This window comes from Azospirillum lipoferum, assembly GCF_024170005.1.
Classification (GTDB): Bacteria; Pseudomonadota; Alphaproteobacteria; order Azospirillales; family Azospirillaceae; genus Azospirillum; species Azospirillum lipoferum.
Window position 1 is genome coordinate 10,565 of record NZ_JALJXJ010000028.1, and the last position, 21,965, is coordinate 32,529.

Annotated in this window: 25 protein-coding genes; 4 read left to right on the plus strand and 21 right to left on the minus strand. The window is 68.7% G+C overall.

The window, feature by feature from the left end:
• Positions 1–25: 25 nt before the first annotated feature.
• The 11 genes from J2848_RS34880 to hutC all read right to left on the minus strand — a co-directional run bounded on the left by J2848_RS34880 (position 26) and on the right by hutC (position 9,881).
• The gene (locus tag J2848_RS34880) at positions 26–1,261 is read right to left on the minus strand and encodes an MFS transporter (protein ID WP_149233286.1); all 1,236 of its coding nucleotides are present in this window, start codon (positions 1,259–1,261) and stop codon (positions 26–28) included.
• Positions 1,262–2,431 (minus strand): thiolase family protein, encoded by a 1,170-nt coding sequence (locus tag J2848_RS34885; protein ID WP_149233287.1) that lies wholly within the window; start codon positions 2,429–2,431, stop codon positions 1,262–1,264. It lies immediately after the preceding gene.
• The gene (locus J2848_RS34890; RefSeq protein ID WP_149233288.1) at positions 2,428–3,879 is read right to left on the minus strand and encodes a class I adenylate-forming enzyme family protein; all 1,452 of its coding nucleotides are present in this window, start codon (positions 3,877–3,879) and stop codon (positions 2,428–2,430) included. Before J2848_RS34890 ends, J2848_RS34885 begins: the two co-directional genes overlap by 4 nt.
• Before the next feature lie 55 nt (positions 3,880–3,934).
• Positions 3,935–4,483: a biotin transporter BioY gene (locus J2848_RS34895; RefSeq protein ID WP_149233289.1), complete on the minus strand. Its 549-nt coding sequence runs from the start codon at positions 4,481–4,483 to the stop codon at positions 3,935–3,937.
• Between the two features lie 33 nt (positions 4,484–4,516).
• Positions 4,517–5,146: an energy-coupling factor transporter transmembrane component T family protein gene (locus J2848_RS34900; protein ID WP_149233290.1), complete on the minus strand. Its 630-nt coding sequence runs from the start codon at positions 5,144–5,146 to the stop codon at positions 4,517–4,519.
• A complete protein-coding gene (locus tag J2848_RS34905; protein ID WP_149233291.1) occupies positions 5,146–5,820 on the minus strand; it encodes an energy-coupling factor ABC transporter ATP-binding protein in 675 nt (224 codons plus the stop codon). The genes J2848_RS34900 and J2848_RS34905 overlap by 1 nt, the downstream gene beginning before the upstream one ends.
• 130 nt (positions 5,821–5,950) lie before the next feature.
• Entirely contained in the window at positions 5,951–6,778 is an 828-nt protein-coding gene (locus tag J2848_RS34910) for an amino acid ABC transporter ATP-binding protein (protein ID WP_149233292.1), read from the minus strand.
• The gene (locus J2848_RS34915) at positions 6,778–7,482 is read right to left on the minus strand and encodes an amino acid ABC transporter permease (RefSeq protein WP_149233293.1); all 705 of its coding nucleotides are present in this window, start codon (positions 7,480–7,482) and stop codon (positions 6,778–6,780) included. Before J2848_RS34915 ends, J2848_RS34910 begins: the two co-directional genes overlap by 1 nt.
• A 4-nt stretch (positions 7,483–7,486) precedes the next feature.
• The gene (locus tag J2848_RS34920) at positions 7,487–8,134 is read right to left on the minus strand and encodes an amino acid ABC transporter permease (protein WP_149233294.1); all 648 of its coding nucleotides are present in this window, start codon (positions 8,132–8,134) and stop codon (positions 7,487–7,489) included.
• A 77-nt stretch (positions 8,135–8,211) separates the two neighbouring features.
• The gene (locus J2848_RS34925) at positions 8,212–9,042 is read right to left on the minus strand and encodes a transporter substrate-binding domain-containing protein (RefSeq protein ID WP_246194061.1); all 831 of its coding nucleotides are present in this window, start codon (positions 9,040–9,042) and stop codon (positions 8,212–8,214) included.
• Between the two features lie 65 nt (positions 9,043–9,107).
• Positions 9,108–9,881: a histidine utilization transcriptional repressor HutC gene (hutC, locus tag J2848_RS34930; protein ID WP_246194062.1), complete on the minus strand. Its 774-nt coding sequence runs from the start codon at positions 9,879–9,881 to the stop codon at positions 9,108–9,110.
• Between the two features lie 282 nt (positions 9,882–10,163).
• Between hutC and J2848_RS34935 the strand changes: the two genes are divergently transcribed.
• From J2848_RS34935 to J2848_RS34945, 3 genes are read left to right on the plus strand one after another with little or no spacing between them, the layout of a single operon-like run.
• Positions 10,164–11,450 (plus strand): paraquat-inducible protein A, encoded by a 1,287-nt coding sequence (locus tag J2848_RS34935; RefSeq protein WP_246194063.1) that lies wholly within the window; start codon positions 10,164–10,166, stop codon positions 11,448–11,450.
• Positions 11,443–13,125, plus strand: a complete 1,683-nt coding sequence (locus J2848_RS34940; RefSeq protein WP_149233297.1) for a PqiB family protein — start codon at positions 11,443–11,445, stop codon at positions 13,123–13,125. The genes J2848_RS34935 and J2848_RS34940 overlap by 8 nt, the downstream gene beginning before the upstream one ends.
• A gap of 29 nt (positions 13,126–13,154) precedes the next feature.
• Complete coding sequence (locus J2848_RS34945; RefSeq protein ID WP_246194064.1) at positions 13,155–13,745, plus strand: PqiC family protein; 591 nt, start codon at positions 13,155–13,157, stop codon at positions 13,743–13,745.
• Positions 13,746–13,759: 14 nt separating this feature from the next.
• On the opposite strand, the gene J2848_RS34950 is transcribed toward J2848_RS34945, so the two are convergent.
• The 5 genes from J2848_RS34950 to osmF all read right to left on the minus strand — a co-directional run bounded on the left by J2848_RS34950 (position 13,760) and on the right by osmF (position 18,256).
• Complete coding sequence (locus J2848_RS34950; RefSeq protein WP_149233299.1) at positions 13,760–14,299, minus strand: hypothetical protein; 540 nt, start codon at positions 14,297–14,299, stop codon at positions 13,760–13,762.
• Positions 14,300–14,394: 95 nt separating this feature from the next.
• Entirely contained in the window at positions 14,395–15,153 is a 759-nt protein-coding gene (locus J2848_RS34955) for an ABC transporter permease (RefSeq protein WP_281288626.1), read from the minus strand.
• On the minus strand, positions 15,150–16,109 hold the full coding sequence (locus tag J2848_RS34960; protein WP_149233300.1) for an ABC transporter ATP-binding protein: 960 nt from the start codon (positions 16,107–16,109) through the stop codon (positions 15,150–15,152). The genes J2848_RS34955 and J2848_RS34960 overlap by 4 nt, the downstream gene beginning before the upstream one ends.
• The gene (locus tag J2848_RS34965; protein ID WP_246194065.1) at positions 16,106–17,302 is read right to left on the minus strand and encodes an ABC transporter permease; all 1,197 of its coding nucleotides are present in this window, start codon (positions 17,300–17,302) and stop codon (positions 16,106–16,108) included. The genes J2848_RS34960 and J2848_RS34965 overlap by 4 nt, the downstream gene beginning before the upstream one ends.
• Before the next feature lie 9 nt (positions 17,303–17,311).
• Positions 17,312–18,256 carry a glycine betaine ABC transporter substrate-binding protein OsmF gene (gene osmF / locus J2848_RS34970; protein WP_281288627.1) on the minus strand — a complete coding sequence of 315 codons (945 nt, stop codon included), beginning with the start codon at positions 18,254–18,256 and terminating at the stop codon, positions 17,312–17,314.
• A gap of 170 nt (positions 18,257–18,426) precedes the next feature.
• Here osmF and J2848_RS34975 point away from each other — a divergent pair, with 170 nt between their 5' ends.
• Complete coding sequence (locus J2848_RS34975) at positions 18,427–18,603, plus strand: hypothetical protein (RefSeq protein WP_170307144.1); 177 nt, start codon at positions 18,427–18,429, stop codon at positions 18,601–18,603.
• 45 nt (positions 18,604–18,648) lie between these two features.
• Here J2848_RS34975 and pqqE read toward each other — a convergent pair whose 3' ends face one another.
• From pqqE to pqqA, 5 genes are all read right to left on the minus strand, one after another.
• Complete coding sequence (gene pqqE / locus J2848_RS34980; protein WP_149233301.1) at positions 18,649–19,767, minus strand: pyrroloquinoline quinone biosynthesis protein PqqE; 1,119 nt, start codon at positions 19,765–19,767, stop codon at positions 18,649–18,651.
• Between the two features lie 10 nt (positions 19,768–19,777).
• Entirely contained in the window at positions 19,778–20,074 is a 297-nt protein-coding gene (gene pqqD, locus J2848_RS34985; protein ID WP_149233302.1) for a pyrroloquinoline quinone biosynthesis peptide chaperone PqqD, read from the minus strand.
• Positions 20,071–20,847, minus strand: coding sequence for a pyrroloquinoline-quinone synthase PqqC (pqqC, locus tag J2848_RS34990; RefSeq protein ID WP_211103244.1), 777 nt, complete (start codon positions 20,845–20,847; stop codon positions 20,071–20,073). Before pqqC ends, pqqD begins: the two co-directional genes overlap by 4 nt.
• Entirely contained in the window at positions 20,844–21,776 is a 933-nt protein-coding gene (gene pqqB / locus J2848_RS34995; RefSeq protein WP_149233303.1) for a pyrroloquinoline quinone biosynthesis protein PqqB, read from the minus strand. The genes pqqC and pqqB overlap by 4 nt, the downstream gene beginning before the upstream one ends.
• 84 nt (positions 21,777–21,860) lie before the next feature.
• Positions 21,861–21,941 (minus strand): pyrroloquinoline quinone precursor peptide PqqA, encoded by an 81-nt coding sequence (gene pqqA, locus J2848_RS36340; protein ID WP_014249839.1) that lies wholly within the window; start codon positions 21,939–21,941, stop codon positions 21,861–21,863.
• Positions 21,942–21,965 lie beyond the last annotated feature (24 nt).

Below are 21,965 nucleotides of genomic sequence, written 5' to 3' on the forward strand. Positions count from 1 at the left end.
AGGAACCGGGCTGGGGCGGTGTTGGTTACCGTCCCAGCAGCCTGTCCACCCGCCGCAGCGCCGGGAACATCACCGCCCATAGACCGGCCAGACCGACTGCGCCGACACCGCCCAGAACCACCGCCGGCACCGCGCCGACCAGCGCCGCGACGCTGCCGGATTCGAACTCGCCCAACTGGTTGGACGCGCCGATGAACAGCGAGGTGACGGCGCCGACCCGGCCGCGCATCTCGTCGGGGGTGGACAACTGGATCAGCGTCTGGCGGACGAACATGCTGACTTGATCGGTGGCGCCGACCGCCAGCAGGGCGATGAAGGACAGCACCGGGTCGGCTGACAGGCCGAAGGCGATGGTGGCAGCGCCGAACCCGGCCACCGCGATCAGCATCCATCGGCCGGCGTGGCGCTTCACGCCCCAGCGGGTGATGACCATCGCCATGGCGAGCGCCCCCAGCGCCGGGGCGGAGCGCAGCAGGCCGAGGCCCCATGGCCCGACAAGCAGCACGTCGCGGGCATAGATCGGCAGCAGCGCCGTCGCCCCGCCCAGCAGAACCGCGAACAGGTCGAGCGAGATGGCACCCAGGATTTCCGGCCGGCTGCGGATGAAGGCAGCACCCGCCAACATGCTCGTCAGGCTCATGGCGCGTTTGGTCATCGCGACCGGACGCGGCCGGCAGGCGGCGATCAGCAGGACCGACAGCACCAGCATCGCCGTGCTGACGCCATAGACCGCCGCCGGACCGGCGATGTAGAGCAGCCCACCCAGCGCCGGGCCGGAGATCTGAGCCACCTGGACTCCCGACGACTGCCAGGCGACGGCGTTCGGCAGATCCTCCACCGGCACGGTCGCCGACAGAATAGCCTGATTGGCAGGTCCTTCGAAGGATTTGGCGAGGCCGATCAGCGCCACCACGGCGAAGATGGCGTGGGGCGACAGGGCGCCCGCCATGGTCAGCAGGAACAGGACGGCGACCGCGATCATCTCGATCGACAGGGCGCCGAACAGTACCGTCTTGCGGTCGTTGTTGTCGACCACATGGCCGGCGACCAGCACCAGGGCCAAGGAGGGCAGGAACTGGAACAGCCCGACCAGCCCGAGGTCGAGCGGGTCGCCGGTCATGGCATAAACCTGCCAGCCGACCGCCACCACCTGCATCTGGATCGCCAGCATCGAACAGACCCGCGCGCTCCAGAACAGGGCGAAGGCGCGGTGACGGAAGGCCGACCGGAAACTATCCCCGGCCGCAGGGGCGCTGGTCATTCAAACAGGCTCCAGAAGTGTGGCGAGCCCCAGCCCGCCGCCGATGCCGAGCGTGGCGAGGCCCCGGCGGGGCGCACTGCCCGCGGTCGGGAACAGCAGTTCGGTGAACAGGCGCGTCACCAGGATGGCTCCGGACGCACCATAGGGATGGCCGAGCGCCAGAGCGCCGCCGCCGACCGACACGCGCGCCGGGTCGATGCCGAGCGCATCGAGGCTGGCCAGCACCTGGGCGGCGAAGGCCTCGTTGAACTCGACGAGGTCGATATCGGCGATGGACAGGCCGGGGTTGCGGGCCAGCAGCTTGGTCACCGCCGGGATCGGGCCGGTGCCGAGAAGCTTCGGGTCCACCCCTGCCGAGGCGCTGTCGACCACCGCCAGGCCGCGGGTGAGGCCGAACGCGCGGAACTTCCGCTCCGACATCACGGCGACCACGGCGGCACCGTCGTTGACGGGACAGGCGTTGCCGGCGGTTACCGTGCCGTCGGGTCGCCGGATGGGACGCAAGGCGGCCAAGCGGTCGAGGCTGGTGTCGGCGCGCGGGCATTCGTCGCAATCGATGATCCGGCCGTCGCGCAGGGTGAGGGGGACGATCTCGCGGTCGAACCGGCCGGCGGCCTGTGCGGCCACGGCCTTGCGGTGACTGTCCAGGGCGTATCGGTCCTGGCGGTCGCGGTCGATGCCATAAGCGGCGGCGACGTTTTCCGCCGCCTCGATCATTGATGGGTCGCCGACCTCGTCGGGGGCGAAGCGGGCGCGGTCGTAGAAGGTCGGGCTGCGGTAGAGGCTGGACGGTTTGGCGACACGCCATGGCGCGGTGCTGGTGCTCTCCACCCCGCCGGCGAGGACGATTTCGCAGGCCCCGGACTGCACCAACCGGGCGGCGAGGTTGACCGCCTCCAGCCCCGATCCGCACTGCCGGTCCACCGTGACGCCGGGCACGGACACCGGTAGCCCGGCCGCCAGCGCCGACAACCTTGCGACATTGCCGCCGGGGCCGACCGCATTGCCCAGCAGCACCTCGTCCACCTCCGCTGGGTCTATGCCGGCATCGGCAAGTACGGCACGGATGACGGCGGCGGCGAGATCCTCGACGGGCAGTTCGCGCAAGGTGCCGCCGATGCGTCCGACGGGAGTGCGGCGTGCGGCGACGATGATCGGGCGGGCGCTCACCCCACCACCTCCAGCCCGCCGGCCTTCGCCCTCTCGCGGACATCGGCGCGGGCGATCTTGCCACTGCCGGTCAGGGGCATGTCGGCGGCAGCGAAGACCCGCCGTGGCGCCTTGTAGGCCTCCAGCCGCTCCTGGCACCAGCCGCGCAGGTCGGCCAGCGATGCGCGCAGGGGCCCGCGCCACCAGACGACGGCGGACAGGGCATCGCCCCAATAGGGATCGGGCAGGCCGAACACCACCGCCTCCGCCACCGCGGGATGAGCGCGCAAGGCCGCCTCGACTTCCGCCGGATAGACGTTCAGGCCGCCGGTGATGACGATGTCGCCAGCCCGGCCGACCAGACGGAGCCAGCCTTCGCCGTCGATCCAGCCGTAATCGCCGACCGTGCCCCAGCCGTCCTGTTCCCGGTAGCCGGCGCCGTCGGTTGTGCCGAGATAGCCGTCGCTCAGCATGCCGCTGCGCACCCAGACGGTGCCGGGCCGGCCACGCTCTACCGGCTTGCCGTCGTCGTCGCGCAGGCTCAGTTCCACCCCGTGGAAGGGACGGCCGACGCTGTCGGCGGGGGCGCCTTCGCGGGACGAGCGCAGGCTGACGAAGCTCAATTCCGACGCGCCGTAATATTCCAGCACGGCGGCGTCGGGGCAGAGGGTTGCCAGCCGGTCGTGCACGGCCGGTGCCAGCTTGGCGCCGGAGCAGACCACCCGGCGCAGGGCCGGGAAGCGCCGACCATCGCGCTCGGCCGCGTCGAGGATCGCGACCAGCATCGTCGGCACCAGAACCAGCGTGGTGACGCCGCGCTCCGCCAACTGGGCCGCCGCATCGCCTCCGTCGAATTTCGGCTGCACCCGCACCGTGGCGCCGGCCGACAATCCCTCCACTGCGCCATAGAGGCCCAAGCCGTGGACCAGCGGTCCGGGCACCAGCACGATGTCGTCCGGGCCGATGCTGAACTCGACCCGGCTTGCCTCCAGGGTCGCCAGCCAGGAACCCTGGTTGCGGATGAACGCCTTCGGCCACCCGGTGGTGCCGGAGGTGAAGCCGACCAGGAAAGGCGTCTTCGGATCGACCGCCGGGATGGTCCAGTCCGCCGGCTGCGCCGCGATCCAGGCGGATGCCGTCTCGGTCGTCAGATGCAGGTCGGGACGGAGAGTCTCGACGGCGGCTTCGGTCTGCGCGGCGCTCCATTTCGGGTCGAGCAACCCGACGATGCCGCCCGCCGCGACGATGCCGAAGAACAGCGCGGGCAGCTCCGCCCGATTGCCGAGGCTGAGCGCCACGCGTGGCGGCGCGCCGTCCCGGCGCAGGGCGGATACGCCGGCGCCGGCCCGCCGCGCCCGTTCCAGCAGGGTGCCGTAGGCCACCCTTTCATTGCCGAAAACCAGTGCCGGATGGCCGGGCGCCTGTTCGGCGGCCAGCGAAAAGGGACGGGCGAGGTTGTCCGTCCTCATGTAGCTGCCGGTCTGAGAGGGCCGCTCAGGCGCCATTCTTTCAGGCGCTATTCTTTCAGGCATGGATCGGCAGGATGCCGGCGCGGCGGACGCCCGAGGCGGCGACGGCAGCGACACCGGCCTTGATCAGGTCGCCCGGCACGAAGGCCAGAGAGCCGAAGACCGCCTTGTCGATCGGCAGGCCGGCGACCAGCCACAGCCAGGGAATGCCGCCGGCATAGACGACCAGGATGCCGCCGAGGACGCTGACCGCGAACAGGCGGACCGGGTTGGCGTTGGTGGCGAAGCGCTCCGCCAGCCAGCCGGTGACGAAGGCGGCGACCGGCCAGGACAGCACGAAGCCGCCGGTCGGACCCATCAGCACGCCGATGCCGCCGCGGCCGCCGGCCAGCAGCGGCAGGCCGGCCGCGACCAGCAGCACGAACAGCAATGCTGCGATGCCGCCACGCTTGGCTCCCAGGATGGTGCCGGCCAGCATGACGCCCAGCGTTTGCGCCGTGACTGGCACCGGCAGGAAACCGAGCGGGATCGGCGGCGCCATGCCAAGCCCGCCCAGCAGGGCGGCGAACAGGGCACAGAGGACGAGGTCGCGGGTTGACAGCATGGTGGACGCTTCCTTCGGCTGGTGTTGTTATCGTTAGGTGCTGTTTTTGGTCTCGGGTTCGGCTGGGTCGTAGCCGCGCGCTTCCAGGGCGGCGGTCAGATCATCGGCCATGGTGAGGATCTTGACCAGCAGCGGAACGAACAGGGCGGCTATGTTGCGTTCCACACCGCGGGCACGCTGGGCCATCCGCACCTCGCGCACCTGTTCTCCCAGCAGCGGGATGAAGCGGATGGTCAGGGCCAGCATCAGCGCCATCTTCGCCGGATTGACCCCGACCGGGCGCAACAGGCCGAACAGACGCTCGAACAGGTCGACCATGTCCATCACGCGGGTGGTCAGCGTGACCAGCGTCGCCAGCAGGATCAGGGTGGCGAAGCGGGCGACGGCGATGGCCGTCTCTTCCCACCCTCCGCCGGCCAGCAGGGCCTGGAAGCCGAACAGCAGGGTCAGCATCACGACCGGCGCCCGCAACTCCGCCAGCACCCTTGCGGCCGGCAGCCGCGCCGCCACGAGCACCGCGGCGCCAATCAGCCCGGCGGCCAACGCTCCCCAGGCGCTAGGCAGAGCCAGCACCGCCACCGTCACCAGCAGCAGCCCGCCCAGCTTCGCCCCCGCCGGCAGGCGGTGGATGACCGACTCCCGATGCAGGTAGAGGCCCAGCATCAGCCGAGCCGCTCGATATAGGCAGGCACGGTTTCGGCGGGCGGGCCATCGGCGACCACCCGGCCGTCTTCCAGCACCAGCGCCCGGTCGAAGTCCTTGATCATGTCGAGGTCGTGAGTGACGACGATCACCGTCTGCGGCAGGCCGCGCAGCAGCTCGATCACCTTGCGGCGGTTGCGCAGGTCGAGCAGGGTGGTCGGTTCGTCGAAGATGACATAGGCAGGCTCCAGCACCAGCACCCCGGCAATGGCGAGCAGCTGTTTCTCGCCGCCGCTCATCTGGTGGGCCGGCTGGTGGCGGTAGCGGTCGAGGCCGTAACGTTCCAGTGCCCCGGCAACGCGGCGGGCGATCTCGTCCTTCGGCAACTTGCGCGCCTTCAGCCCGAAGGCGAGGTCTTCCTCCACCGTCGGGTAGACGATCTGGGTGTCGGGATTCTGGAAGACGAAGCCGACCCGCTGGCGCACGGCCCGGCCGTCGCTGCGGGTGTCGAGTCCATCGACGGCGACCGTGCCGGTGGTGGGGACGATCAGGCCGTTCAGCAGGCGGGCCAGCGTGCTCTTCCCTGACCCGTTGCCGCCGAGGATGGCGATGCGCCGCTCGGCCAGCCGCAGCGACAGGTCGTGCAGGACGGGGCGGTCGCCATAGGTGTGGGTGACGGACCGGAGTTCGATCATCGACGGGAACGGGGCTTTCGCGTTGCAGTTCTATTGCGCGTGCGAAAGGTTCTTAGCCGGTTTGCGGGCGGGGTGCCAGGGGGAGCGTGGCTGCGGCGGCACTTGCTCCCACCTCGGCTTCACAATCAGCCTAAAAACTGTTCCGCTCGTGATAGGTCTGCAGGAACTGCTGCACCCGTGGTTCCGTGGATTCATGGAAGACCTCGCGCGGCGTGCCGAAGGCGGCGATCCGGCCACGGTCGAGGAAGGCCACCTTGTCGGCGACGTTGGCGGCGAAGCCCATCTCATGGGTCACCACAACCATGGTCATGCCGTCCGCCGCCAGATCACGCATGACCTGCAGCACCTCGCCCACCAATTCGGGGTCCAGCGCCGAAGTCGGCTCGTCGAACAGCATCAGGTGGGGTTCCATCGCAATGACGCGGGCGATGGCGACGCGCTGCTGCTGACCCCCGGACAGACGGGCGGGATAGGCATCGGCCTTGGCGGCCAGACCCACCCGGTCCAGCATCCGGCGGGCGTGGGCGGCGGCGGCGGCCTTGTCCATGCCACGGACCTGCACCAGGGCTTCGGCCACATTTTCCAGCGCGGTCATGTGGGGCCACAGGTTGAACTGCTGGAACACCATGCCGACGTTGCGGCGCAGGCTCCGCAGGTCGCGGTTCGACAGGCGGCGGCGCGGCGTCTCGTCGCTATAACCGACCAGCTTGCCTTCGATGCGGATCTCCCCGCGGTCATAGACCTCCAGGAAGTTGATGCAGCGCAGAAGCGTGCTCTTGCCCGATCCGCTGGGACCGATCAGGCAGACGACTTCCGACTTGTTGACGGTCAGGTCGATGTCCCGCAGCACCTCGTTGGTGCCGAAGCTCTTGCCGACGCCGCGGATCGAGACCATCGGTACGGCATCGCCCTGGACCGTTGCGCGCGGCGGAGTGGCGGTTTGGGAAACGGCTGTCATCACGCCCTCGCGGTTGCGGTCTCGGACGACGACCCCTGCGGCGAGGCATGGGTCAGGAAACGGGTGGCGCGCGCCTCCAGCCGGCGGCCCAGGCGCGATACCACCTCCACCAGCAGCCAGTAGAACAGCGCCATCCCCAGGATGGTCTCGAAGGTGGCGAAGGTTTCCGCCGCCATCGTCTGCATTTCGTACATCAGTTCCGGCACGGTGATGATCGACAGCACCACCGTTTCCTTGGTCAGGATCGCCATCATGTTGACGATGGCCGGAATGGTCGACACCAGCATCGCCGGCACGATCACCCGGCGCAGGATCGAGCCATAGGACATGCCGAGGCTGAGTGCCGCCTCCACCTGCCCCTTCGGCACCGCCTGATAGCCGGCGCGGAAGATCTCGGCGAAGTACGCGCTGCCGTAGATGCCGAGGCCGAGGATGCCGGCGGTCGTCGCCTCCAGCCGCAGGCCGATGGACGGGCCGCCGCTGTAGAGCAGGAAGAGCTGGATCAGGAAGGGCGTGCCGCGGATCACCTCGATATAGGCGCGGATGATCCAGCGCAGCGGCTTCACCGGCAATTGCCGCAGCAGCATCAGCACGAAGCCCAGCGCCATGCCGATCAGGCAGCCGGCGCCCCAGCATAGGATGGTGACGCCGAAGCCGCGCAGCAGCGCCGGGCCGTACTGGACGAGAAGGGCGAAGTCCAACATCGGGTCAGGCCTGTTGCAAGCGGCGTTCGACCAGCGTGCCGAACAGGGCCAGCGCGCTGTTGATCGCCAAGTAGATGACGCCGGCCGCCAGATAAATCTCCAGCGGGCGGTAGTTGCTGGCCGAAATGGTCTGGCTGGTCCGCGTCAGCTCGGCCACCCCCACCACGGAAATCAGCGAGGATGCCTTCAGCAGCAGGATCAACTCGTTGACCAGCGCGGGGACCGAGATGCGGAAGGCCTGCGGCAGCAGGATGCGCGTCCAGATCGATTGGCCGGGGAAGCCCAGCGCCAGCGCCGCTTCCGACTGGCCATGCGGTACGGCGTTCAGCGCGCCGCGGTAGATCTCCGACACATAGGCGCCCGATGCGAGGCCGAGGGCGGCGATGGAGGCGACCAGTGGCGGGACGTCGATGCCGATCAGCGGCAGCATGTAGTAGATCAGCAGAAGCTGGATCAGCAGCGGCACGCCGCGGAAGAAGCTGACATAGACACCGCCGGCCATGTCCGCCGCCCGGCCGCCGGACTGGCGCGCCACGCAGACGATGACGCCGATCACCTGTCCCAGCAGCACGCCGAGCAGCGAGACCCAGATGGTCGTGACGGCCGCCCCCAGCAGATAGGGAAGGGCGTCGATGATGACGCTGAACTTCATTGGGTGGGCCTTCGTCGGCGGTATCGGAACCGGTTCCCTCTCCCCGAAAGGGGGAGAGGGATTGATCCGGCTTTACCTTACAGCTGCGGTTCCGGAACGGTGGTCGGCAACTCCTGCGCGACGCCGAACCACTTCTTCTGGATGGTTGCCATGCGGCCGTCCTTCTGGATCTTCACCAGGGCGGTGTTGACCGCCTCGATCAGGCTCTTGTCATCGTCGGCGAGACGGCCGACCCAGGAGAAGTAGGAGGGCTTGCCGAAGGGCGGCAGGACGACGGCGAAGGTGTCCTTACGCTGGGCGGCAGCGAAGTTCAGGTTCGGCAGCGAGTTGACCGAGGCGTCGACACGGCCGGCGGCGAGATCGGCGTAGGACTGGTTGCTGTCCACATATTCGCGCACGTCCGGCGGGGTCGGCAGGGTCTGGCCGAACTCCTTCACCTGGGCCAGCTGCGAGGTGCCCTTGCCGCCGCCGACCTTCTTGCCGGCGATGTCCTCCGGCTTGTTGATGGTCTTGTCGTCGGCGCGCTTCATCAGGGCGGCCGTCGCCTCGGAAATCGGAACGGTGAAGGAATAGCGCTTCATGCGCTCCTTCGTGATGGTGACCGGGGCGATCACCAGATCGAACTTCTTGGCTTCCAGGCCGGGCAGCACGCTGGTCCAGGGCAGGTCCATATACTTGGCCTTGACGCCCAGCTCCTTCGCCACCTCGTCGATCAGGTCGCGGTCGACGCCCTTGTACTCGTTGCTTTCAAGGAAATCGAAGGGCGGGAACTGCATCTCGGTGGCGACGGTCAGGACGCCCGCCTTCTTCACGTCGGCCAGCGTGTCGGCCATCGCCGTGCCGGCGGCGGTGCCAGCGACCAGCAGCGTGGCGCCCAGCAGCGCCGTCTTGAGCATCGTCCGAACCATAGCCTTGCTCTCCATCATGAAGTCACCCCTGCTGTGGCCGGCGCCTGTCGCCGGTCCTTTTGTGTTTACAAATTCAACTCGGTTGCGCTGTCGGTGATCGACGACCCGCTGAGGGTGAACCGGTCCCCGACCGAGAGGAAATGAACGAGCGTCACCGGCCGGCTGAGATGCATGGTCTGCCGGCGGATCGACAGGCAGGCGGCCCCAGCCTCTACCCCCAGCAGCGCGGCCATCTCCGCCGTGGCGTTGACCGCACGCACGGTGTGGTCGGCCGACGACCAGGGAACCCGGTCGACCAGCCATCGGCTGGGTGCCACGACATCGAAGGATTCGTCAACCACCTCCGGCACGACGTCCAGGTTGACCAGCCGGCGTTCGTGCTGGATCGGCGTTCCGTCGCTGAAATGCAGGCATTCCAGCGCCAGGATCGGCGTTCCGTCCGGAAGGTCGGGCCAGCGGATGCCTTCGCCGTTGCGAAGGGACCTGCGGTCGCGGATGCGGAATTCATAGACACGCCCCTCCCGCGCCACCACGTCGCCGATGTCCTCGATGGGCAGGGCGAAGCGGTCGCGGCGGCCGGTGGCGACGAAGGTGCCGGCGCGCCGGCGGCGGACGAGGAAGCCTTCGCGGGCCAGCAGGGCGATGGCCTTGTGCACGGTCTGGCGGGAGACGCCGTAGAGGCTGGACAGCTCGGCCTCGTTGGGGAGGCGCTGGCCAGCCTGCCAGCGGCCGCGCAGGATCTGGCCGGCCACGGCACGCTTGATCTGATCGAACAGGGGGCCGCGGCCGTCCAGCGCGCTATCTGCGGGGAGACTGTCGATGGTGAGGCCGGTCTGCACCGGATGTTCCGGCGGGGAAGCCGGTCCGTTACCGCGGTTCTGTCCGGTCAGGCCTTGCCCTACCAACCCCTGCACCCCGCTCTCCGCGCCGCGTCGCGATGTGACGTTTCGGAGATAATGTATGTACATAATCTTTCGGTCAATCGTGAATTCCCAATGCGGCGACCGGTCATGTTGCGTTGCGGCGGAAAACCGCCTACCCCGTTCGCCGGGGCTTGCGCAGCCGCTTGAAAAAGCCAATTGGAGTGTGGGATTTGCGATAAAATCGGTTCGGGCGCGTGCATGTCGAGTTGGCAGGGCAAGGTAGGGTTGGGGCAGCATCGGGTGACGATTCGGGACGATCTGGTCGGCTGCCCGGATTGTGGCCGGCTTCACCGTATCCGCGAGCTGCCCCGTGGCGGCCGGGCCGTCTGCACACGGTGCGGCGCGCAGCTGTACCGTCATGTCGCGGGAGGACCGCATCATGCCCTGCCGATGGCATTGACGGCGCTGCTGCTGCTTGGTCTGATCGCCGTGAACCCGCTGATGGCGGTGCACATCCAGGGCAACGACCGTGCCGGTCTGGTCACCACCGGGATCGAGGCGCTGGCCGACCAGGGGATGTGGCCGCTGTCGCTGCTGGTCGGGCTGCTGGTGCTGGGGGCGCCGCTGGTGCGTATCGTCGGGGTGATCGTGGTGATGCTTCGCCTGCATGGCGGACGCCCGCCGGAGTCGCCGCGCACGACCGCCCGGCTTTTCGCATTGACCGAGTCGCTGCGTCCCTGGGCGATGCTGGACGTTTTCCTGCTCGGCCTGCTGGTCGGCTATTCCAAGCTCCATGGCTTCGCCAATGCGGAACTGCTGACCGGCGGTCTGGCGCTTGGTGGCTATGTGCTGGCGATCAGCGCGATGGACCAGGGACTCGACCGCCGGATGCTGTGGTCGGCCATCGACCATGTGCCTGCCGACCCGTCGCCGCCACCGCAGCGCTGGGTCGCCTGTTCGGTCTGCCAGCGCGTCCATGGCCACGGCCACCATTCTGCACCGGACCGCTGCACCCGCTGCGGCAGCCGCCTGCATGCGCGGGAGCCGGACAGCCTGGGACGGACCACGGCGCTGGTGGCGACCAGCGCAATCCTGTATGTGCCGGCCAACCTGCTGCCGGTGATGACCGTCGTCAATTTCGGCCAGGGCGACCCCAGCACGATTCTGGGCGGCGTCGGTGAACTGGCCGGATCCGGGATGTGGCCGCTGGCCCTGCTGGTCTTCGTCGCCAGCATCGCGGTGCCGTTGCTGAAGCTGGGTGGGTTGGCTTGGTTCGTCGTTGCGGCATGGCGCGGATCGGCCGCGCGGCTGCAGGGAAGGACCCGGCTCTACCGTTTCATCGATGCCATCGGGCGTTGGTCTAATGTGGACGTATTCATGATCGCGATTCTCACGGCACTGGTGCAGTTCGGCGCCGTCGCTTCCGTCCGCGCCGATGCCGGCGCGGTAGCCTTCGCCGCCGTGGTCATCCTGACCATGCTGGCAAGCCACATCTTCGATCCGCGCGTGATGTGGGACCGGGCGGACGGGGTGCGGCATGACTGACGCCGGTCAGCCGTCTTCTTCGGCCTCTCCCCCGCCTCCGCATCTGCCGGAGGTCGCGGTCTCGACACGCCGCAGGCTGTCCTTCCTGTGGCTGCTGCCGCTGGTGGCGGCGCTGATCGCCGGCTGGCTCGGCTGGCGCTGGCTGGAGGAGCGCGGGCCGCAGATCGTCATCACCTTCCAGTCCGGCGAGGGGCTGGAGGCTGGGCGGACCCGCATCAAGCACAAGAACGTCGATCTGGGCGTCATCGAATCGGTGCGGCTGTCCGACGACCTGTCCCAGGTGATCGCCACCGCCCGCATGGACCGCACCGCCGCCCGCCATCTGAAGGACGGCACTCGCTTCTGGATGGTCGCACCGCGGCTCAGTCTTGGCGGGGTGTCGGGTCTCAGCACCGTGGTGTCCGGCACCTATGTGGAGATGGAGCCCGGCGGCGGCGACGACCGGCGGGAATTCGACGCGCTGGACGAACCGCCGGTGGTCCGCGCCGACGTGCCGGGCCGCAGCTTCAACCTGAAGACCGAACAGCTGGGGTCTCTGGCCCAGGGCTCTCCCGTCTACTTCCGCGGTGTCCAGGTGGGCGAGGTTATGGGCTACAACCTGTCGCCGCAGGACCGCAGCGTGGCGGTGGCGATCTTCGTCCGCGCGCCCTATGAGGGGCTTGTGCATGAGGGAAGCCGCTTCTGGCGGTCGTCGGGCATCCAGTTCTCCGCCGGGGCCGACGGCATCAAGTTCCAGACCGAATCGCTGAAGACGCTGGCGCTGGGCGGCGTGGTTCTGGAAACCCCGCCCGATCCGGCGGCTGGGGCGCAGGCGCTCGACTGGGCCAGCTTCACGCTCTACGAGGATCAGGCCGCCGCCGCCGCCGCCCGCGACCGGCTGCGGGTGCGCTACCGGCTGGAGTTTCCCGGATCGGTGCAGGGGTTGCAGGCCGGGGCCCCGGTGCTGATGCGCGGCTTGACGGTGGGCCATGTCGCCGCCGTGCGGCTGGAGTATGATGAGGCCAGGGAGGAATTGCACATCCCCGTCGACATCGACTTCGAACCCGATCTGGTCGCGCGGACCTATGCCGTGATCGACGGCAAGCCGATGGACGAGGCGGCGGTGCGCAAGCTGATTGCCACGCAGGTGCAGAAGGGTCTGCGCGCCCGGCTGGCGTCGGGCAACCTGATCACCGGGCAGAAACTGGTGTCCTTCGATTACGCGCCCGGCCTGCCACCCTCACCGGGATCGGAACGGTCGGAACTGCCGACGGTGGCGTCCAGCGACCTCGATTCGATCATGGCCTCGGCGGGCGTGGTGATGGAGAAGGTTTCCGCCCTGCCGCTGGACGGGCTGATTGCCGACCTGCGCGGCACCTTGCAGTCGGTCGGCGGGCTTGCCGGATCGCCGGACCTCGCGCGGTCGCTGGCGGCCCTTGCCAAGGCGCTGGGCAGTGCCGACGCGCTGATGCGTGACGCCGACCGGCAGTTGCCGGAGTTGGCGAAGAGTCTGCGCGGCGTAGCGACGGCGGCGGAAGGCACGCTGAAGAATGCCAACGGGCTGCTGGGCGGCGGGGGCGGACAAGCCGATCTGGCCGGCGTGATGCGGCAGCTGAACGACGCCGCGCGGTCCTTCCGCGTGCTGGCCGACTATCTGGAACGCCATCCGGAAGCGCTGTTGCAGGGCAAGAAATGATGGGACGGGGAGAACAGGGGATGAGAGTGATGCGCGGACTCCGGAATACCGTGCTGGCAATGCCGTTTCTCGTGATGGCAGCCTGCCAGTCGACGCCGGACAGCCGGCTCTACACACTGGCGGTGGTTCCGCCGGCCGGTGCGGCGCAGCCGGCAGGGTCGGCGCTCCGGACCTTGGCTTTGGGTTCGCTTGACCTGCCGATGCTGATCGACCGGCCGCAGATCGTCCGCCGCATCGATGGCAACCGGGTCGAGGCGCTGGAGTTCGACCGCTGGGCCGAGCCGCTGGCCGATGGCCTGCGCTCCACCCTGGCCGGCGACCTCGCAGCGCGGCTGCCAGGCACGACGGTCCTGCCGATGGCCGGCAGTTCTGTTGGGGACGGCACGGCAGTGCTTGCCGTCACCGTGCTGCGCTTCGATGCCGATGCTACCGGCCGCGTGGTTCTCGACGTCCAATGGAGCCTGTCGCCGGGCGGCGGCTCCGGCGCGCGCAGGAGCGGTCCGGCGCGGGAAACGGTGGAGGTGCCGTCCGGCGGCGCCGAACCCGATGCCCAGGTCCGGACGATGAGTCAGGCCGTCGGTGTGCTGGCCGACCGGATCGCCGCCGGAATACGGCGCTGACCGGCGACCTTCCGTCAATGCAGCAGCGTGGCGCCACGGTCGGCGGTGGGGCGCGACCGGTCGATGCGGCCGGCGGCCGTCCGGCCCGGCATCCGTGATTCCTCGTCCGGGTCCGGCAGGGTAAGGCCGGCGCGAGCGAGCGCGGCGGCCAGGACGCAGAGCGGTGCCATCGCCATCCGCACGCCGGCCAAAGGCAGCCAGTCGTTCATCAGCAGCCCGGCCTCGCCATGCTGGCCCCGTTGCGCCAGCCGCAGCATATCGAGCAGCAGCGCCTCGTCGGTGCCCAGGCCGGGGCAGGGCGGGCGGTGCAGGTCGAGCGAGCGGGTGGTGGCGGCCAGCACGATCCGCATCAGCGTGTCGAACGCCACCGCGGCTTCGTTCGACAGTCCGGCCTCGATCATGCCGTCCTGCCAATGCGGGTGCTGCCGTTCCGGCTCACGCAGAGGTTCGGCCCACAGCCGCAGAACCGAGACGACCAGCACCTCGGCACCGCGCAGATCCTGGAAGCGCTCGCGGGGCGGCGAAGCGCGGCGATGGGACTGCATGCTGGACATGACGGACTCCGCTTGGGGGGAATGAGCGGAGGGTAGGGGGTTTAGAATGCGAATGCAAGTCATTCTCAAATATGACGGCGGCGCCTCTTCGGCTGTCAGCGTTGCGACCAGCGCGTCAGCCATCCGGCCAGCCGGTCGAACCCGGCGTCGATCACCACGGCGAGTGCGGCGACGATCAGCGCGCCCTGGATGACATAGGCTTGGTTGGATCCGTTCAGCCCGACGATGATCGGCAGCCCCAGGGTCTTGGCGCCGACGGTGGAAGCGATGGCGGCGGTGCCGACATTGATGATGACGGCGGTGCGTACCCCGGCCAGGATCACCGGAGCGGCCAACGGCAGCTCCACCCGGAACAGTATCTCCGCCGATCCCATGCCCAGCCCGTGGGCCGCGTCCAGCACCGGGGCCGGGACGCCGTCCAGCCCGGCGACCATGTTCTCCACCACTGGCAGGAGGGCGTAGAGCGTCAGCGCGATCAGCGCCGGCTCGGGACCGAAGCCCATCACCGGCACCGCCAGCGCCAGCACGGCCACCGGCGGGAAAGTCTGGCCCATGGTGGCGACGGTTTCCAGCAGGCCGCGGAACTCCCGCCCCCAGGGGCGCGTGACGGCGATGCCGGCGCTGCCGCCCAGCAGGATCGCCGCAAGGCTGGAGAGGCCGACCAGCGCCATATGGTCGAGCGTCAGGCGGACGAAGCTCTCCGCCTCGTAGAGCGGGCGGTCCAGCCGGGGAAAAAGCGTCGCGAACAGCGGCTTCAGCGACGGCATGCCCAGAACCAGCGCCACCAATGCCACCAGCCCCAGCATCAGCCGGTCAGTCAGAAACTCCCGCGGGGCCATACCGGTGCCGGTCATGCGGTTCCGCCGGAGGCCGTGCCGCCGGGGACGGGACGCACGAGGTCTGACAGGTGCAGCACCCCGGCCGGCCGGCCGTCGCCGTCCACCACCGGCAGCCGCTCGGTGCCGCGGGCGACCATTTCCGACAGGGCGCGGTGCAGCGGGGTTTCGGCGGCCAGCGGCTCGCCGGTCACACTTTCCTGGCGACGGGCGCGGTCGCCGACCGTCTCCACCGCCAGCCGCTTCAGTCCCCATTCCTCGCGCCCGACGAGATCGCGGACCAGCGGGCTGGCAGGGCGGGTCAGAATCTCCAGCGGCGTGGCGCACTGGATCAGCCGGCCATGGTCCATCACCGCGATGCTGTCGCCCAGCCGCAGCGCCTCGTCCATGTCGTGGGTGACGAAGACCACGGTGGTGCCGGTGCGGTGGTGGATGGCCGACAGCTCCGTCTGCAAACTGGTGCGGGTGATGGGATCGAGCGCGCTGAACGGCTCGTCCATCAACAGGATGCGCGGTTCCGCCGCCAGCGCCCGGGCGACGCCGACGCGCTGCTGCTGCCCGCCGGACAGCTGGTGCGGAAAGGCGCCGCGGTAGCGGCGGGGATCGAGGTTCAGCAGCTCCAGAAGTTCCGTCACCCGGTCGCGGATGCGTGCTTTGGGCCAGCCGAGCAGGCCGGGCACCGTCGCGATGTTGCGCTCCACCGTCCAGTGCGGGAACAGGCCGACCGACTGGATGACGTAGCCCATGCGGCGGCGAAGCGCCTCCGGTTTCAGCGCTGCGATGTCCTCGCCGTCGATGCGGATGGTGCCTTCGTCGGCGGGGATCAGGCGGTTGATCATCCGCAGAACCGTCGATTTGCCGGAGCCGGACGGGCCGATCAACACGCGGAACTCCCCCTCCGCCACGGTGAAGGACACGGTGTCCACCGCGGTCCAGGAACCGAAGCGCTTGGTCACGCGCTCGAAGTCGATCATGGCGCACTCCTTCCCGGCAGAACGCCGACGCGGTGGGTGGCGGCGGCGATGCCGATGGACAGCAGGGCGTCGGCCGCCACTGCGAGCAGAATGACCGGAACGGCGCCCAGCAGCACAAGGTCCAGCGCGTTGGCGAAAAGCCCCTGGAACATGATCGCTCCCAGGCCCCCCGCCCCGATCAGCGCCGCCACCGCCGCCAGCCCGACCGCCTGGACCACCGTGATGCGCAGTCCCGACAGGAAGACCGGCAGCGCCAGCGGCAGATCGACGCGCAGGAAGATCTGGCGCGGTGTCAGCCCCATGCCGCGAGCCGCTTCCCGCACCGGGGCTGGCACGCCGTCCAGTCCGACCGCGGTGTTGCGCACGATGGGCAGGAGCGAATAGAGCGTCAGTGCGATCACCGCCGGCAGCGGCCCAACCCCGCTGATCCCCGACCCCGGCAACATTGCACCGAGTGCTGCCAGCGGCGCCATCAGCAGGCCGAACAAGGCGATGGAGGGCACCGTCTGCACCACGTTCAGCAGCGGGAACACCGCGCGCCCGACCGCCTGGACCCGATGCGCGGCGATGCCCAGCGGCACGCCGACCAGCAACGTCGGCACCAACGCCGCCGCCACCAGCGTGGCATGGCGCAGCACGGCATCGGCGAACACCTCACGCCGGTTGGCATATTCCTTGAGGATCGACAGCGCGTCGAGATGGCCCGATGCCAGTTGCAGCGCCACCAGCCCGGCGACCGCTCCGCCGGCCGTCATCCGGCCGACGGCACCCAGCCCCAGCCGCCGGGCCGCGTCGACCGCTGTCAACAAGCCGGCCGCCGCCATCACCCAGAAACCGGAGGCGAAGGAGGTGCGCGCCGCCGCCGATGCTCCCTGCGCCAGTGTTGCCGCATGGGCACCGGCCAGCCAAGCCAGCCCGGCGGCGAACAGCCCGCCGGCCGCGATGGTCAAACCAAGCCAGATGCGGGTCTGCCGCAGGAACGGCGTCGCCAGCAGGACCAGCCCCGGTATCAGGGCCGCTACTCCGTCCAGCCCCTGCACCGCCGCCCAAAGCGACACCGGCCGTCCGGACAGCAGCCGATTGGGCGCAAAGCCGAGGAAGGGCAGGGCCATGGCAGCGACCGCCACGGCCAGCGCCATCAGCAGGGCGACGCGGTTGTGCAGGGATGTGTGCAGGGTCGGTCGGCTGGTCACGTCGCAGGCTTACTTCAGAAAGCCCTTGGACTTCAGGTACTCGGTGGCGACCTGCTTCTGGTCCTGGCCATCGACCGAGATCTTGGCGTTCAGCCCGCGCAGGGTGTCGGCATCCAGGCTGGCGAAGACCGGATTCAGCAGGTCGGCGATCTTCGGGTTGGCGGTCAGCACCGGTGCACGGACGGTCGGCGCCGGCTCATAGACCATCTGCGCGCCCTTGGTATCGGTCAGCACGACGAGATCCAATGCCGCGATTGCACCGTCGGTGCCGTATACCATGGCGGTGTTGACGCCGGAGGTCTGTTCCGCCGCCGCACGGATCGTGGCTGCGGTGTCGCCCCCGGCCAGGATCAGCATCTGGTCCGGCTTCAGCGCGAAGCCGTAGGTCTGCTGGAAGGAGGGCAGGGCGGCCGGGCTCTCCACGAACTCGGCCGACGCCGCGACCTTCGCCTTGCCGCCGCCGGAGACCCACTTGGCAAAATCCTCCATCGTCTTCAGCTTGTTGGCGTCGGCCACGTCCCGGCGGACGGCCAGCGCCCAGGTGTTGTTGGCCGGGGCGGGCTTCAACCAGACGACGTTGTTCTTCTCCTGGTCGAGCTGCCGGACCTTGTCATAGCCGGCCCCGGCATTCTTCCAGGCCGGATCGCTGTCGACGTTGAAGAAGAAGGCGCCGTTGCCGGTGTATTCCGGGTAGATGTCGATCTCGCCCGACAGCAGAGCGCCGCGCACGATCTTGGTCGGACCGAGCTGAACCTTGTTCTCCGTCGAAATGCCATTGGCCTGCAGCACCTGGAGGATCATGGTGCCGAGCAGTCCGCTTTCGGCATCCAGTTTCGACCCGACCCGGACCGCATCCGCTGCCTGCGCCGAACCGGCGGCGAGGCTCAGTGCCAGAACCGCCGCACCTATGATGGCGCGGCCCCTGTTGACGCCCTTATTGAATATCGCGAACACCCCGGAACCTCCCCCCCTGAAAGCATTGGGGAAAGGATGGGTGACAGTCCCGCTCACGGCAAGCCACGCTTTTCGTCTGTCCGGTCCCGGATATGAGTTTTCGCCTATTTCCCCGAGGAACTTTCCATTTGCGCGGGTTGTTGAACGGGAAAGTACAGCAGGAGGATCCGATGTCCCAAGGCGACAAGGACAAATACACTGACAAGCAGAAGCGCAAGGCCGAGCATATCGAGGAGGGGTACGAGAAGCGCGGCGTGTCGCACGATGAGGCAGAACGCCGCGCCTGGGCGACCGTCAACAAGCAGGACGGCGGCGGGAAGAAGGGCGGGTCGGGGAGCGACAGCTGAGAGGGGAAGGGCAGGGTGAGGGCACCTCATTCGACTCCAAACCGCTCACAGCCCCCGATACGTCCACTCCGTGCCCAGTGCCGCCGCATCGCGGTCGCGTAGCACGGCGACATCCGTATGGGCGGGGGACAGTTCACACACTGGGTCGGTCGCATCGGCACTGCCGGCCAGCGCCAGGGCCTGACAGCGGCAGCCACCCCAATCTTCTTCCTTGTGGTCGCAGGACTGGCAGGGCTCCGGCATCCAGTCGGTGCCACGGTAGCGGGTGAAGGCCGGACCGTCGCGCCAGATGTCGGACAGGCTGCGGTCGTGCACCGTCTCGAACTTCATGCCCGGGATGGTTTCCGCCGCGTGGCAGGGCAGGACACGACCGCGCGGGGTGACGTTCATGAAGCGCCGGGCCCAGCCCCCCATGCAGCTCTTCGGCCGACGGGCGTAATAATCTGGGACGACATAGTCCACCACGATCCGCCCGGCCAGTTCCGGCAGCCGGGCGCGCACCGCCGCGTCCATCGCCAGCAGCTGCTCGCGCGACGGCATCAGCGCCGCACGGTTGGCGAGCGCCCAGCCGTAATACTGCACGTTGGCGATCTCGATCCGTCCGGCGCCGAGTTTCATCGCCAGATCGATCACCTCGTTCACCCGGTCGATGTTGTGACGGTGCAGAACCGCGTTGATGGTCAGTGCCAGACCCTGGGCCACCACCGCCCGCGCCACCTCCAGCTTCTTCGCATGGCCTCCCTTGAAGCCGCCGACACGGTCGGCACCGGCGGCCTCCGAGTCCTGAAGACTGATCTGCACATGCTGAAGCCCGGCGCGCTGCAACCGCTCCAGCCGCGGCTGGTCGAGCAGCACGGCCGAAGTGATGAGGTTGCTGTAGAGCCCGATCTCCGTCGCGTGGGCGACCAGTTCCTCCAGATCCTTGCGGACGCAGGGCTCGCCGCCGGAGAAATGGACCTGGAGCGCGCCGACGTCCGCCGCCTCGTCCAGAACCCGCTTCCAGGTGGTGGTGTCCAGCTCCGCGCTGGCGGAATCGAGCGCCACCGGGTTGGAACAGTAGGGGCAGCGCAGCGGGCAGCGATGCGTCAGCTCCATCAGCACGGCGAAGGGCGGGGCCGGCTCGGCGGCCGATGACGCCACGAAGGCGGGCAGGGCGCAGCTCATGTGACGCACCTCATGTGACGACATAGCCCTTGTTGCGCAGGTCGGTCAGCATTTCCAGCACGTCGGCGGCGATCTCCGTACGTGGGGCGTCGTATTCCACCGTCAGCCGATCGATGCCGGCGGCCACGTCGGCGATCTCCGGACCGACGCAGGCGCGGACGATCGCCAGCGCCATCTCGTCCAGCACCAGAAGCCGCTCCGGCGCCATCAGCATCCATTGGTCGCGGCGGCGGTCGTTGCGCAGCATGACGCCGGGGGCCAGCCGCAGCCGGTCGGTCTCTGCGACGTGTGGAGCAATCGCGTTCACCGGCTGTACCGCGTCGGTTCCATGTCCACCGGCACGAAGGCGCCGGGCGGGATCAGGTTGGGGGTAACATAGGCATGGTGCAGCGCGTCCAGCTGCGCCCACAGCAGTTCCGTCTTGAAGCACAGGGCGTGCAGGCACTGCTTCTGCTGTTCCGCTGTATGGGCATTGGTCAGCACATATTCCAGCCCGAACTCCACATCGCGCGGGGCCTCGTCCAGCCGCTTGCGGAAATAGGACAGTGTGCTGTCGTTGGCGAAGGCGTAGTTGCGTTCGAAGCCGGCGATGCGCTCGCGGTGGATCGACGGCGCGAACAGCTCGGTCAGCGAGGACGCCACCGCCTCCAGCAGCGAATGGTCGCGGACGAAATTGACGTAGGCGTCCACCGCAAAGCGGGTGGCGGGCAGGATGCCCTCCAGCGACTTCACATAGTCGCGGTCCAGCCCCAGCCCGTCGGTCAGCCGCAGCCAGCGCTCGATGCCGCCGACCTTGGTCTCATCCAACTCGCCGGTCTGGGTCAGCCCGTCATGATCAAGTACCCGCTGCAACCAGGCGCGGCGCAGTGCCGGGTCGTCCATGCGCGACATGATGGTCAGATCCTTGCGCGGGATCGAGACCTGATAATAGAAGCGGTTCAGCGCCCAGGCCTGGATTTGCCCCTTCTGCAGCTTGCCGCCGTGCAGAAGCTGATGGAACGGGTGGAGGTCGTGATACTGCCGCTCGCCGATGGCGTAGAGGGCGGCGCGGAACTCCTCGCGGGACATCAGATCGGTCATAGGGTCAGCTCCAGCCCGTCATGGGCGATGCGCCAGCCGGCCGCCTCGGCCTTCGCCCGTTCGGGCGAATCCTCCAGCAGGGCGGGGTTCGTGTTGTTGATGTGGATGTAGAACTTGCGGGCAACCTTCAGCGGCGCAAAGGCGGCCATGCTGCCAGCATGCCCCGACATCGGCATATGGCCCATCCGCGCCGCCGTCTTCACGCCGGTGCCGCTGCGGATCATCTCGTCGTCGGTCCAGGTGGTGCCGTCGAACAGCACCAGCGGCGCCCCATGCAGCCGGTCGGCGAGCCAGTCGGGCATGCCGGCACAGCCGGGAATGTAGAAGAAGCCTTCGCTGGAGCCGTCACTGGGGCGGATGCGCAGCGCCACCGTGTCCTCGGCGACGGAGCCGAAGCCGGGACCGGCGGAGGCGTCCTCCAGATAGAGCGCCACCTTGCCCGGCACCGCGAAGGCTTCTACCTCCAGCCCCAGCGGACGGCCATCGGCACCGGCGGGCTGGAACGCCTCACCCAGCGCCATCGGGCGGCGGGCGACCAGTTCCGGGTTCAGCACGTTGAAGACGTTGTTGGCGGCCAGCACGCCATGAACGCGCGGCGTTGCGTAGACGGCGAAGGGATGGGATTCGCGAAGGGTCAGCAGACCTGCGACATGGTCGATGTCGGCATTGGTCAGCAGCGCCGCGCTGATCGGGTTGCCGCGCAGGGACCCTTGGGGATGAAGCTGCGGGCTGGCGAGCAGCTGCGCGCCGAGGTCCGGCGAGGCGTTCAGCAGCAGCCAACGCTCGCCGTCCGCGGTCACCGCCAGAGACGACTGGGTGCGCGGCCTGGCTGCGGGGTCGCCGGAACGGGCACGGCGGCATCCCTCGCAGGCGCAGTTCCATTGCGGGAAGCCCCCGCCGGCCGCCGAACCGAGTACGAGAATCTTCATGGCCACCGTCTTGAGCGCGGTCTTGAAAAAGGAGGGCCGGGGAAGCGCTGTCACGCCGTGCTTCCCCGGACCCTATCGTCCGGCTTACAGGCCGGCGCAGGCGTAGGCGTTGATCTCGGTGCCGACGGCGATCTCGGTGGTCTTCGGTTTGCGCCAGGTCTTCATCGCGTGATACTCCTGCTTGCTGAC